Here is a 13,305-nt window from a genome sequence, read left to right on the forward strand (position 1 = left end):
CCGCTGCGCCGTCCGCGTGATCCGCCCCAACGGCGACAACACCCGCCCCGCCATCGCATAACCGAACGCGAACGCCACCACCGTCAAACCCAGCAGAGCCGCCAGCGAATGGTTCAGGAAGGTCTGCAGGGCCAGTTCGCGCTGGTTGTGCATGCACTCGCTGATCGCCGCGTTGATCTCACCGACCGTGCCGAGCGACGGCAGACCGGGACAACTGCCGTTGCCCACGCGGAGGTTGGTGCCGAAGATCCGGAACTCCGGGGTGCCCTCCTTGAGGGTCTGCGCCGCCAGGACGTAGATGAGCGCGAGCAGCACGACCCCGGCCATCAGGAACATGCCGCCGTACAGCAGCGTCAGCCGTATCCGGATGGTCGGCCGCAGCCAGGGCGCCGGACGGCGCGGCGGCTGCGGGGGCACGGGCGGCACCGGGGGCGGGGTCACCGGCGCGGAAGCCGGGGAAGCGGGGGCCTGGGGAGCGGTCGCCAAGGCGCTCAGCCCCGACGGGCCGGTGAAACAGGCACGACGCCCGGTACCGGGACAAGAGGTGAACGCACGACTGATCCTTCCTCACATGCCTGAAGGCACAGGACAGTTGACAGGGGTATCCATCCTGCACAAAGGGGTCATAAACCGGCAGTAAGCAACGGCTCGCCTCCCGGCCCACAGACCCCGGCCCCCACCTGCCCCATGAGCACGCCGACCCGTCCGCCGGGCCCTGGGAACGGGCCCGGCGGACGGGTCGGCGCGGACCGGCCGTCAGCCGGTGCGGGTGCCGGTGCCGTCGTCCGGCGCCGGGCCCCGCGCCGTCAGCCGGTACCGCGCGAGCCGCTCATCGCTGCTGCAGTGCACCAGCCCGGCCTTCTCCAGGACGCGGCAGGACGCCGGGTTCGACAGCTCGGCGTCCGCGCACACGGTGTGCACACCCGGCGCCGTGAGGGCGAACGCCACCAGGGCGCGGGCGGCCTCGGCGGCATAGCCACGGCCCCGCCGGGACGGCACGACGCCGTAGCCGAACTCCAGCGCTCCCTCCCGCGGCGGCCAGAACAGCCCGATGGCGCCGACCACCTGGCCGCCGTCCCGTTCGAGGATCTGCCGCTGGCCGTAGACGCCGCGCGCGTCGGGGTTCCCGGCGACGAAGCCGGCGATGACCCGGTCTCCGTCGGCGGGGAAGTCCGCGGCCCAGTGCGGCTGCCGCGTCCCGTCGAGCACGGCGGCCAGCTCTCCGTCGGACCACGGCCGCAGCAGCAGCCGGGCGGTGCACAGCTCGGCGCCGCCCCGCGGAAGGACGGCATCCGGGGAGTCCGGGGAGCCAAGGGAAAGGGAAGGGGAAGGGGAAGGGGGGAAATCAGAGAAAGAAGAGGAAGACACGCGTGACTCCTGGTCGTTCGTCGACGACCGGGCCGCGCTGGGGACGGCGGACGCTCAGGCGTTCCGCGGGAGTGTCCCGCTCAGGCGGCGGCCCGGACAAGGGCATGCCGATGAAGCGTCTGGCGGGCCATATTCATCAACCTCCCTCGTCCGGCGGTGAGCGCGCTCGGGCACGCGCCCTCGCACCGTATCAACCGGCGGGCCGCCGCCCCCCGTTGTTTTCCGCGTAGGGCCTCGGCGGCCGTACGCGGACGGGTCAGTACTGCGGCGGCCCGAAGCCGCCCTGCGGGGGCGGCGGGGTGCCGGGCGGCATCGGCGGGGCACCGGCCGGCGGCACCGGCGGGCCGCTGACCGGGGGCACCGGTCCGGCGGGCGGCTGCCAGACCGGCGGGGCCTGCGGGGCCTGCATGCCGGGCTGCGGCACGAAGCCGGGGACGGCGAACTGCGGTGCCTGCGACGGCGGGTACCAGGCGGGGGCGACCGGCTCACCGCGGCCCATCAGGACCAGCAGCGCCACCGACCCGAACAGGTCCAGCGCCAGCTGGAGCCGGTTGATGAGGTCCATGCCCGGCACGGCGCCGGACAGCTCGAACAGGCTGTGGTCGAGGGCCATCCCGATCACCGACAGCACGGCGCCGGGCAGCGACACCACCGCCAGCCCGATGGCCAGCCCGCGGGCCGCGGGGCCGCGCATCAGGCTGCTGAGCGTGGCCGGCACGGTCAGCGCGAGGAAGAAGAAGGCGGACCAGCCGGAGGCCATTCCCAGCAGCGCGCCGAGACCGGCGCCCTTGCCGAAGTAGAACATGGCGAAGAATTCGCTGCCGCCCTCCACCAGCATGTATCCGTGCCAGACCACGAGGAGCAGCGCCATCGCGCCGAGCACCAGACCGCCCGCCACACCGGCCTTCCCGGCCGGGCGCACCGGCGGGTCACTGGGCTTCTGGCGCGGCCAGGAACGCATCCCGGCGAGCAGCACGATGCCCGCGACGACGGTCAGCGGGAACATGCCCAGGCTGCTCAGGAAGACGTTGTCGAAGGTCGGCGTGCCCCGTTCGACGTGCTGGAACCAGCGGTGGTTCTCGGTGTGGCTGCCGACGCTGATCATGGCTTGCAGCACGGTGGCGAAGGTGAGGGTGGTGGCGACGGCCAGCAGTCCGCCGGCCACCCGCTGACCCGCGAACGCCGTGACCGCCGCCGCCAGCTGCACCAGGGCCAGTCCCAGATGGAACGCGCTGGTGACCCGGTTGGTGGCGCCGGGGTTCTGGAAGGTCCAGGATTCCCAGACCCCGTCGATGCCCAGCTGGCTGAGGTCGACGACCAGCCAGGTGGCGGTGAAAAGGAAGAACAGCAGGCAGAACGCCCCGCCGGTGATACGGGCGCCCTTGGCGAGCGCCATAGACTGTGGCATTTCGTCCCCCGTGTGTGTCAGTGCTGCGCGAGGGAGCACGGTAGCAACGCACCGGCCGGCGGTCTCCCCCCGGACCTGGGGTTCTTCGCGGTCGGGCACACGGCGACCCGGCCAGGACGTCACGACCCGGACATGCCGGACCCCCGGCCGGTGAGGGGTGGCCGGGGGTCCGTCGGGACGTCCTCAGTGGTTGCTGGGGAAGCCCAGGTTGATGCCGCCGTCGGACGGGTCCGGCCAGCGGGTGGTGACGACCTTGCCGCGGGTGTAGAAGTGCACGCCGTCGTTGCCGTAGATGTGGTGGTCGCCGAAGAGCGAGTCCTTCCAGCCGCCGAAGGAGTGGTAGCCCACCGGCACCGGGATCGGCACGTTCACGCCGACCATGCCGGCCTCGACCTCCATCTGGAAGCGGCGGGCCGCGCCGCCGTCCCGGGTGAAGATCGCGGTGCCGTTGCCCCACGGCGAGCTGTTCATCAGCTCGATGGCCTCGTCGTAGGTGTCGACGCGGACCACGGACAGCACCGGGCCGAAGATCTCGTCCTTGTAGGCGTCCATCCCGGGCGTGACGTGGTCCAGGAGGGAGATGCCGATCCAGTGCCCGTCCTCGTAGCCCTCGACGGTGTAGCCGGTGCCGTCGATGACGACATCGGCGCCCTGGGCCGCGGCGCCCGAGACGTACGAGGCGACCTTGTCGCGGTGGACCTTGGTGATCAGCGGGCCCATCTCGGACGCCGGGTCGTCGCCGGGGCCGATCCGCAGCTGGTCGGCGCGCTCCTTGATCTTGCCGATCAGCGGGTCGGCGGTCTCCCCGACGGCCACGACGACGGAGATCGCCATGCAGCGCTCACCGGCCGAGCCGTACGCGGCGTTGATCGCGGAGTCCGCGGCCAGGTCGAGGTCGGCGTCCGGCAGGACCAGCATGTGGTTCTTGGCGCCGCCCAGCGCCTGGACCCGCTTGCCGTTGGCGGTGCCGGTGGTGTGGATGTAGCGGGCGATGGGGGTGGAGCCGACGAAGGAGACCGCGGCGATGTCCGGGTGCTCCAGGATGGCGTCGACGGCCACCTTGTCGCCGTTGACGACGTTCAGCACGCCGTCGGGCAGCCCCGCCTCGGCGGCCAGCTCGGCCAGCTTGAGGGCGGCGCTGGGGACCTTCTCGCTCGGCTTGAGGACGAAGGTGTTACCGCAGGCGATGGCGAGCGGGAACATCCACATCGGCACCATCGCCGGGAAGTTGAACGGCGTGATACCGGCGACCACACCGAGCGACTGACGGATCGCCGCCACGTCGACGCGGGTGGAGACCTGGGTGGACAGCTCGCCCTTGAGCTTCTCCGGGATACCGCAGGCCAGCTCGACGATCTCCAGGCCGCGGGCGACCTCGCCGAGCGCGTCGGAGTGCACCTTGCCGTGCTCGGCGGTGATCAGCCGCGCGATCTCCTCGCGGTGCGCGTCGAGCAGCTCGCGGTACTTGAACAGCACCGAGGTGCGCTTGGCCAGGGAGCTGTCGCCCCAGGTCCGGAACGCCTCCTTGGCCGCGCGGACGGCCGCGTCGACCTCGTCGGTCGAGGCGAAGGCGACCTGCTTCTCCTGGGCGCCGGTGGCCGGGTTGTAGACCGGGCCGAAGTTGCCGGAGACGCCCTCGACGGGCTTCCCGCCGATCCAGTGGCTGAGGGTCTTCATGCGAGGGGCCTTTCTGGGTGACGACTTCGAGCGGGAGTCAGAGGTGGCGGCGACGCCCGGCGGCGTGCCGGTCGTACGCCTCGCGTGCGGCCACCGCCGCCGGACGTGTCGCGGTCTCGGCAACGGGAACATCCCACCAGGCCTGGGCCTCCGGCGCGCCCGGCACAGTGTCGGCCGTTTCGGTCTCGACATAGACACATGTGGGCCGGTTCGCGCCACGCGCCTCGGCGAGCGCGGCACGCAGCTCACCGACCGTGGCCGCCCGCAGGACGTGCATCCCCAGCGAGGCGGCGTTGGCCGCGAGATCGACGGGCAGCGGCGCACCCGTGTACGTGCCGTCCGCGGCGCGGAAGCGGTAGTCGGTGCCGAACCGTTCGCCGCCGGTCGCCTGGGACAGCCCGCCGATCGAGGCGTAGCCGTGGTTCTGGATGAGGACCATGGTGAAGGCGATGCCCTCCTGGACCGCGGTGACGATCTCGGTGGGGTTCATCAGATACGTACCGTCGCCGACCAGCGCCCACACCGGCCGTCCGGGGGCGGCCATCCGCACCCCGATCGCGGCGGGGATCTCATAGCCCATACAGGAGTAGCCGTACTCCAGGTGGTACTGCCTGCGGGACCGGGCGCGCCAGAGTTTGTGCAGGTCACCGGGGAGCGACCCGGCCGCGTTGAGGATGATGTCGGTGTCGTCGACGACGGCGTCCAGCGCGCCCAGCACCTGTGTCTGGGAGGGTCGCACGGAGTCGTCCGCCGCGCCGAACGCGGCGTCCACCCGGCGCTCCCAGTCCGCCTTCGCCACGCCGTAGGCGGCCTCGTACTCCGCGGCCACCCGGTGCCCGGACAGCTCCTCGGTGAGCGCGTCGAGTCCGGCGCGGGCGTCGGCGACGAGCGAGGCGGCGCCGAGCTTGTGCGCGTCGAAGGAGGCGATGTTGAGGTTCAGGAAGCGCACGCCGGGCGCGGCGAAGAGGGTCGTGGAGGCGGTGGTGAAGTCGGTGTAGCGGGTGCCGACGCCGATGACCAGGTCGGCCTCGCGGGCGAGGGCGTCGGCGGTGGCGGTGCCGGTGTGGCCGATACCGCCGACATCGGCGGGGTGGTCATGGCGCAGCGAGCCCTTGCCGGCCTGGGTGGAGGCGACCGGGATGCCGGTGGCGTCGGCGAAGGCGCACAGCGCGTCCTCGGCCTCCGAGTGGTGCACCCCGCCCCCCGCGACCAGCAGCGGCCGCCGGGCGCCGCGGACCGCGCGGACGGCGTCCGCGAGGGCGTCCGGATCGGGGGCGGGCCGGGTCACCCGCCAGACCCGGTCGGCGAAGAACTCCTCCGGCCAGTCGTACGCCTCCGCCTGCACGTCCTGCGGCAGCGCGAGGGTGACGGCGCCGGTGTCCACCGGGTCGGCGAGCACCCGCATGGCCTGGAGGGCGGCGGGGATCAGCGCCTCGGGCCGGGTGACCCGGTCGAAGTAGCGGGAGACCGGACGCAGCGCGTCATTGACCGACACATCGCCCGCCTGCGGGACCTCCAGCTGCTGCAGGACGGGGTCCGCCGTCCGGGTGGCGAAGGTGTCCCCGGGCAGCAGCAGGACCGGCAGCCGGTTGACGGTGGCGAGCGCGGCACCGGTGACGAGGTTGGTGGCGCCGGGCCCGATGGACGTGGTGACGGCGTGCGCGGAGAGCCGGTCGCACTGCCGCGCGTAGCCCACCGCGGCATGCACCATGGCCTGCTCGTTACGGCCCTGGAGATACGGCAGCGCGCCGCCGGACTCCAGCAGCGCCTGGCCGAGACCGGCGACGTTGCCGTGGCCGAAGATGCCCCAGCAGGCGTTGACCAGACGGTGCCGGCGGCCGTCCCGCTCGGTGTACTGGTGGGCGAGGAACTCGGCCAGGGCCTGCGCGACCGTCAGCCGGCGCGTGGTCGGGGCGTTCATCGGGCGGCTCCTGCGGGCGCTTCGTAGAGGGGGAGACGGGGGTCGACGGGCTGGCCGGGCCAGGTGGAGCGAATCCAGCCGTGGTCGGGGTGGTCGCAGATCAGCCACTCGCGGGTGGCACCCGGACCGGCCATGACGTTGAGGTAGTACATGGCGTGGCCGGGCGCGGCGATGGACGGGCCGTGCCAGCCGTCGGGGATGAGGACCGCGTCCCCGCTGCGGACCTCGGCCAGCACATCGGTGCCGCGCCCGCGCCCCGAGGGGCTCACCCGCTGGTAGCCGACCCCGTCCGTGCCGTGCGCCGGCTCGATCTCGAAGTAGTAGATCTCCTCCAGTTCGGACTCCTCGCCGGGACGGCACTCGTCGTGCTTGTGCGGCGGGTAGGACGACCAGTTGCCGCCGGGGGTGAGCACCTCCACCGCGATCAGCCGGTCGCACACGAAGCTGCCCGCCGCGGCGAAGTTGTTGACCTGGCGGGAGCAGGTGCCGCTGCCGCGCAGCTCCACGGGGACACCGGAGGCCGGGCCGTAGCGGGCGGGCAGCCGGTTCTCGCAGCGGGCGCCGGTGAGCGCGAAGCGGCCGCCCGCGCCGGTGGCGATCCGGACCTGCGCGTCCCGCGGCACGTACGCGAAGTCGGTGACCGCGCCGAACACGCTCTCCCGCCCGGCCAGTTCGAAGGTCTCGCCGTCATCGGTGTGCACCGTGCAGCCGCCGGACAGCGGCAGCACGATCCATTCGCTGTCGCCGGTGGCGAAGGAGTGGTGGGCGCCGGGCGGCAGGTCCAGGACACGCAGCGAGGAGTAGCCCCAGCCGGCCCGCTCCGGGTCGATGTCCAGGGCGTACGGGCCCGCCGCCGCGGCGTGGGCACCCAGATGGAATTCAGTGCTCATATGTCGAGTCTCCTGCGGAAAGCGCGGCGTTCACAGCAGGCCTACGGCGGTGTCCACGGCAGCCGCGACATCCCCGTCGGCCGGGTAGAGCAGGGAGCGGCCGACGACCAGGCCCTGCACGGTCGGCAGCCGCAGCGCCTTGCGCCACTTCTCGTAGGCGGCTTCCTGGTCCCGGACGGTGCCGCCGATGTCGCCGCCGAGCAGCACGGTCGGCAGGGTGGTGCTCTCACAGACCCGGGCCATGGCGTCGGCGTCGTCGGTGACCGGCAGCTTGAGCCAGGTGTAGGCGGAGGTGCCGCCGAGCCCGGAGGCGATGGCCACGGAACGGGTCACGGCGTCGGCGCCGAGGTCGTTGCGGACCGCGCCGTCCGCCCGGGAGGACAGGAACGGCTCGACGAAGACGGGCAGCCGCCGCTCGGCCATCGCGTCGATGGTGCGGGCGGTGGCCTCCAGGGTGGTCAGCGAGCCGGGGTCGCGGTAGTCGATGCGCAGCAGCAGCTTGCCGGCGTCGAAGCGGAGCCGGGCGAGGTCCTGGGGGCGGTGGCCGGTGAACCGGTCGTCCATCTCGAAGGAGGCGCCGGCGAGCCCGCCGCGGTTCATCGAGCCCATCACGACCTTGCCGTCGAGGGCGCCGATCAGCAGCAGGTCCTCCAGTATGTCGGCGGTGGCGAGCACCCCGTCCACACCGGGCCGCGACAGCGCCAGGACCAGGCGTTCGAGCAGGTCGAGGCGGTTGGCCATGGCGAGTTGCCGGTCACCGACGGCCAGCGCGCCCCGGGCCGGGTGATCGGCGGCGATGATCATCAGCCGGCCGCTGTCGCCGAGGAGCGGGCGACGGCTGCGGCGGGCGGCGGCCTCCGCGACGGCTTCGGGATGCCGGGCCCGCAGCGTCGCGAGGTCACTGATCCGAGGGGTCAAGGCTCAACTCACCTTCTTGAATGCACAGGTGGACGGGGTGCGGCCGGCGGGCGGGGCGGGCGCGGGGGCGGGGACCGGCCACGGGGATCGCCGGACGGGATCTCGCCCTGAGGGCCACGAGGGGCCCGGGCCCGGCGGTCACCGGGCGGCCAGGAACGCGTCGACCTCGTCGGCCGTCGGCATCGCGGAGGAGCAGGCGAGACGGGAGGCGACGATCGCGCCCGCGGCGTTGGCGTACCGCATCACCGGCGCCAGCTCCCAGCCGGCGAGCAGCCCGTGGCACAGCGCCCCGCCGAAGGAGTCCCCGGCTCCCAGGCCGTTGACGACCTCGACCGGGGTGGGCGGCACCTCGGCGGTGCGGCCGTCCCGGTGGACGGCGAGCACACCCTTGGGCCCCTGCTTGATCACCGCGAGCTCGACGCCCATGTCCAGCAGCGCCCGCGCGCAGGCCCAGGGGTCACGGAGCCCGGTGGCGACCTCGGCCTCGTCGACGTTGCCGACCGCGACGGTGGCGTGCCGCAGCGCGGCCTCGTAGTACGGGCGGGCGTCGACCATCGCCGCGGCGCCGGCCGTCCCGCCGTCCCCGGAGGCGCCGCCCGCACCGCCCCAGAACATCGGCCGCCAGTCGAGGTCGAAGACGGTGGTGCCCGCCTTGGCACGGGCCTCCAGCGCGGCGAGGGTGGCGGTGCGGCTGGGCTCCTCGCACAGCCCCGTCCCGGTGACCCAGAAGATCCGGGCCGCGGCGATCGCGTCCCGGTCCAGCTCCTCGGGGTGGATGACCAGGTCGGGAGCCTTGGGACGGCGGTAGAAGTAGAGCGGGAAGTCGTCCGGCGGGAAGATCTCGCAGAAGGTGACCGGTGTCGGGTAGGCGTCGACGGCGGTCACCCACCGGTCGTCCACACCGAAGTCACGCAGCGCCTGGTGGACGTAGTCGCCGAACGGGTCACTGCCGGTACGGCTGATGACCGCGCTGCGGCGGCCGAGCCGGGCGGCGGCCACCGCGACATTGGTGGCGGAGCCGCCGAGGAACTTCCCGAAGGTCTCGACCTGAGCCAGCGGCACACCGGTCTGCAACGGGTAGAGGTCGACTCCGATGCGCCCCATGGTGATCAGGTCGTACGGCTCGGTCATGTGCGCCCCTTCGGGTCGCCCGGCACAGCGGGTTCGGCGGGTTCGGCTCCGAGGAAAGGTCTAACGGGGAGCCGTGGACCCTGTCAATAATTTGTCCTTACATACTGACGTCAAGAGAGCGAGGCCCCCAACACCACCCCTCACCCAACAAGCCCTCACCTGCCACCCCTCACACCCCTGCACCCCAAGCAACCCCATGCACTCCATGCCCCCCAAGCAACAAAGTCCTTAAGTCCTTATGTCAGGACGAAGTCTTGACACTCCCTGGGGCGGCAGAGAGGCTGTGCCCCACGACCGCACCCCAGCGCCTCCCGGTCACCGCCGACCGGCGAGAGGAGAGCCGCAGCATGCCCGTTCCCCATGCCGCCCAGCCCGCCCTGGACCGCATCCGCGTCGGTTCCGCACCCGACTCGTGGGGAGTCTGGTTCCCCGACGACGACCAGCAGGTCCCCTGGCAGCGCTTCCTGGACGAGGTCGCCGAGGCCGGCTACGAGTGGATCGAACTCGGCCCCTACGGCTACCTGCCCACCGACCCCGCCGTCCTGCGCGACGAGATCGCCCGCCGCAGCCTGCGCGTCTCGGCCGGCACGATCTTCACCTCGCTGCACCACGGCCCGTCCGTATGGGACAAGACCTGGGCGCACGTCTCCGAGGTCGCCACCCTCACCCAGGCGATGGGCGCCGGGCACCTCGTCGTCATCCCCTCCTTCTGGCGCGACGACAAGACCGCCGAGGAGATCGAGCCGCGCGAGCTGACCGTGGAGCAGTGGAAGCAGCTGACCACCGGCATGGAGCGGCTGGGCAGGCAGGTGCGCGACGAGTTCGGGCTGGACATCGTCGTGCACCCACACGCCGACACCCACATCGACACCGAGGAACACGTCGAACGGCTCCTGCACACCACCGACTCCGCCCTGGTCAACCTCTGCCTGGACACCGGCCATTACGCCTACTGCGGCGGCGACAGCGTCAAGCTGATCCGCACCTACGGCGAGCGGATCGGCTACCTCCACCTCAAGCAGGTCGACCCCGACATCCTCAGCGAGGTCGTCGCCAAGGGCACGCCCTTCGGCCCCGCGGTCAAGCAGGGCGTGATGTGCGAACCGCCGCTCGGCGTACCGGCACTGCCGCCCGTCCTGGAGGCCGCACAGGAGCTGAACGTCGACCTCTTCGCCATCGTCGAGCAGGACATGTACCCCTGCCCGCCCGACCAACCCTTCCCCATCGCCGAACGAACCCGCCGCTTCCTGCGCTCCTGCGGGGCGTGAGTGGCGGGACCGGGCCTCGCAGGGGTGCGCCTTGCGGGGGTGCGCCTCGCAGGGTTACGCATTGCGTGCAGACGTATCGCGTGGCCGCGCCCCGCGTCCGTCTGCCTCGTGGCGCCTCCTCCTCATACCCCGGCAACGATTACGGAGAGTAATCAGTTCCTAGGGTAGCTCACACTCCGTAGCACGTAAGGACTTGTGGACGACATGACTTCGCACAAAACGCTGGGCGTCGCGGTCATCGGCACCGGCCGGATGGGCGCCGACCATGTACGCCGGATCAACGAGGTGATCAGCGGCGCCCGGGTCGCCGCGGTGGTCGACATCGACGCGGCGCGGGTCAAGCACCTCGCCGACGGCATCGAAGGGTGTACCCCCTACACCGACCCGGCCGCCGCCATGGACGACCCCGGGGTGGACGCCGTACTGATCGCCTCGCCGGGGCCCGCGCACGAGGCGGCGCTGCTGGACGCCTTCGCGCGGGATCTGCCCGTGCTGTGCGAGAAGCCGCTGACGCCGGACGCCGCCTCCGCGCTGCGGGTGCTGGAGGCCGAGCAGGCGCTGGGGCACCGTCGCGCCCAGGTCGGTTTCATGCGCCGCTACGACGCCGACTACCGCACCCTCAAGTCCCTGCTGGAACAGGGCGCTTACGGGCGTCCGCTGATGCTGCACAACAAGCACCGCAACGCCGACACCCCGCCCGGCTTCACCAACGCGATGATGATCAACGACTCGGTGGTGCACGAGATCGATGTGACCCGCTGGCTGCTGGAGGAGGAGATCACCGCGGTGCGGGTGCTGCGCCCGGCCCCCACCGGCAACGCGCCGGAGGGCCTCAGCGACCCCCAGCTGATCCTCTTCGAGACGGCGGGCGGCCAGGTCGTGGACACCGAACTCTTCGTCAACTGCGGCTTCGGCTACCAGGTCAGCTGTGAGGCGGTCTGTGAGGGCGGCACCGCCAGGATCGGTGACGACCGCGGGGTGTTCAGCAACACCGCCGGCCGCTGGGGCGGTGCGATCACCCCCGGTTTCGTGGAGCGCTTCGAGGAGGCCTACGACCGGCAGGTGCAGCTGTGGGTGAACGCCACCCGGCGCGGCGAGGTCGAGGGCCCCAGCTGCTGGGACGGCTATGCCGCGGCCGCGGTGTGCGAGGCGGGCGTACGCGCCCAGACGACGGGCGAGCGAGTGCCGGTCGAGCTGATCGAGCGGCCGGAGCTGTACCGCTGATGGGGATGGCTCCGACCGGTCAGCCCGCGTCCGCCGGGCCGCGTGAGGGGGCGCGGACCCGTCACGCCGGGCGCTTCCTTGTCGGCATCGCCGCCATCGCCGCGCTGGGCGGCGCCCTCTTCGGCTACGACACCGGAGTGATATCCGGCGCGCTCCCCTTCATGGAGGGCCACTTCGGGCTCACCTCCCTGGGCGAGGGCGTGATCACCAGCGCACTGCTGATCGGCGCGGCCTTCGGTTCGCTGCTCGGCGGCCGGATGTCGGACGCGCTGGGGCGGCGCAACGCGCTGTTGTGGGCGGGCGCGGTGTTCATCGGCGGTGCGCTGGCCGTCGCGCTCTCCCCCACCGTCGCCCTCATGACGGTGGCGCGCTTCGTGCTCGGCCTCGCCGTCGGCAGCGCGTCGGTGATCACCCCGCTCTACCTCTCCGAGGTGGCGCCCCCGCACATCCGCGGCCGGCTGGTCTCGTTCAATTCGCTGATGATCGTCAGCGGCCAGCTGCTCGCGTATCTCCTCAACGCCTTCCTGGCGCAGTGGGCGGCCTGGCGCTGGATGCTGGGACTGGCGGCGCTGCCCGCCGTGGCGCTGTTCGTCGGACTGTTCTTCCTGCCGGACACCCCGCGCTGGTACATCAGCAAGGGGCGGCGGGACGAGGCGGCCCGGGTGCTGCGCCGGACGCTGCCCGCCGACGACGTGCCCGCGGAGCTGGCCCGGATCGATCAGGCCCGTGGCCTGGAGGCCGAGGCGCGGCGCGGTGCCTGGCAGCAGTTGCGTACGCCCTGGGTGCGGCGGCTGTTGCTGGTCGGTATCGGTCTGGCGGCCGTCCAGCAGATCACGGGGGTCAACGCCGTGGTGTACTTCGCGCCGAAGATCCTGGCGTCGACGGGTCTGGGCACCGGCGCGTCGATCACCGCCACCATCGCGGTCGGGGTGATCTCGGTGGTCGCCACCGCGATCGGGATGTCCCTGATCGACCGGGTCGGCCGGCGTCCGCTGCTGCTCACCGGCCTGGCGGGGATGGCGGTCTCGCTGACCCTGCTCGGCGCCTCCTTCCGTCTGCCGCACTCCCCCGCCGTGAGTGCCCTGGTCCTGGGCCTGATGGTGCTGTACATGGCCTTCATGCAGGGCACGCTCAATACGGGGGTCTGGCTGCTGCTGGCCGAGATGTTCCCGCTGAAGGTCCGCGGACTGGCCATGGGTGCCGCGGTGTTCGTGATGTGGCTGGTCAACTTCGCGGTGGCGCTGGTCTTTCCGCTGCTGCTCGACGCGGTCGGCGCCGGGCCCACATTCTGGCTGTTCGCTGTGGCGTGTGTGCTGTCCCTGGTGTTCTGCAAGCGGTACGCGCCGGAGACGAAGGGGCTGGCGCTGGAGGACCTGGAGCACGAGCTGCGGAGGGCGGCGGGCGAGGCCCCGGTCTCGGCTTCGGCTTCGACCTCGGCCTCGACCTGACGGGACGTCGGGAAAATCCGCACATCGCGGGAACCACGGACCGCACCCCCGG

Annotated in this window: 10 protein-coding genes and 1 pseudogene; 3 read left to right on the top strand and 8 right to left on the bottom strand. The window is 72.2% G+C overall.

Annotated features, from left to right (window positions below):
- From ACGFN2_RS35200 to iolC, 8 genes and pseudogenes are all read right to left on the bottom strand, one after another.
- Nucleotides 1-417: pseudogene (locus ACGFN2_RS35200) on the bottom strand (two-component sensor histidine kinase); the annotation flags it as partial.
- Between the two features lie 339 nt (nucleotides 418-756).
- Nucleotides 757-1,263 (bottom strand): GNAT family N-acetyltransferase, encoded by a 507-nt coding sequence (locus ACGFN2_RS35205; RefSeq protein ID WP_362614157.1) that lies wholly within the window; start codon nucleotides 1,261-1,263, stop codon nucleotides 757-759.
- Between the two features lie 361 nt (nucleotides 1,264-1,624).
- Nucleotides 1,625-2,776 carry a hypothetical protein gene (locus ACGFN2_RS35210; RefSeq protein WP_362614132.1) on the bottom strand — a complete coding sequence of 384 codons (1,152 nt, stop codon included), beginning with the start codon at nucleotides 2,774-2,776 and terminating at the stop codon, nucleotides 1,625-1,627.
- A gap of 183 nt (nucleotides 2,777-2,959) precedes the next feature.
- On the bottom strand, nucleotides 2,960-4,453 hold the full coding sequence (locus ACGFN2_RS35215) for a CoA-acylating methylmalonate-semialdehyde dehydrogenase (RefSeq protein ID WP_393366997.1): 1,494 nt from the start codon (nucleotides 4,451-4,453) through the stop codon (nucleotides 2,960-2,962).
- 37 nt (nucleotides 4,454-4,490) lie between these two features.
- Nucleotides 4,491-6,374 (bottom strand): 3D-(3,5/4)-trihydroxycyclohexane-1,2-dione acylhydrolase (decyclizing), encoded by a 1,884-nt coding sequence (gene iolD / locus ACGFN2_RS35220; RefSeq protein ID WP_393366999.1) that lies wholly within the window; start codon nucleotides 6,372-6,374, stop codon nucleotides 4,491-4,493.
- Entirely contained in the window at nucleotides 6,371-7,264 is an 894-nt protein-coding gene (gene iolB, locus ACGFN2_RS35225) for a 5-deoxy-glucuronate isomerase (RefSeq protein ID WP_362614140.1), read from the bottom strand. Before iolB ends, iolD begins: the two co-directional genes overlap by 4 nt.
- Before the next feature lie 30 nt (nucleotides 7,265-7,294).
- Nucleotides 7,295-8,182 (bottom strand): deoxyribose-phosphate aldolase, encoded by an 888-nt coding sequence (locus tag ACGFN2_RS35230; RefSeq protein WP_362614143.1) that lies wholly within the window; start codon nucleotides 8,180-8,182, stop codon nucleotides 7,295-7,297.
- Between the two features lie 138 nt (nucleotides 8,183-8,320).
- Nucleotides 8,321-9,313, bottom strand: a complete 993-nt coding sequence (iolC, locus tag ACGFN2_RS35235; RefSeq protein ID WP_393367002.1) for a 5-dehydro-2-deoxygluconokinase — start codon at nucleotides 9,311-9,313, stop codon at nucleotides 8,321-8,323.
- 347 nt (nucleotides 9,314-9,660) lie between these two features.
- Here iolC and ACGFN2_RS35240 point away from each other — a divergent pair, with 347 nt between their 5' ends.
- The 3 genes from ACGFN2_RS35240 (at nucleotide 9,661) to ACGFN2_RS35250 (ending at nucleotide 13,253) form a co-directional block, all read left to right on the top strand.
- Nucleotides 9,661-10,581 (top strand): sugar phosphate isomerase/epimerase family protein, encoded by a 921-nt coding sequence (locus ACGFN2_RS35240; RefSeq protein WP_393367004.1) that lies wholly within the window; start codon nucleotides 9,661-9,663, stop codon nucleotides 10,579-10,581.
- Nucleotides 10,582-10,785: 204 nt separating this feature from the next.
- Nucleotides 10,786-11,805, top strand: a complete 1,020-nt coding sequence (locus ACGFN2_RS35245; protein WP_393367006.1) for a Gfo/Idh/MocA family protein — start codon at nucleotides 10,786-10,788, stop codon at nucleotides 11,803-11,805.
- Between the two features lie 5 nt (nucleotides 11,806-11,810).
- Nucleotides 11,811-13,253 (top strand): sugar porter family MFS transporter, encoded by a 1,443-nt coding sequence (locus tag ACGFN2_RS35250; RefSeq protein ID WP_393367008.1) that lies wholly within the window; start codon nucleotides 11,811-11,813, stop codon nucleotides 13,251-13,253.
- Nucleotides 13,254-13,305 lie beyond the last annotated feature (52 nt).

Origin of the sequence: Streptomyces sp. NPDC048612 (assembly GCF_043199295.1) — a bacterium.
Classification (GTDB): Bacteria; Actinomycetota; Actinomycetes; order Streptomycetales; family Streptomycetaceae; genus Streptomyces.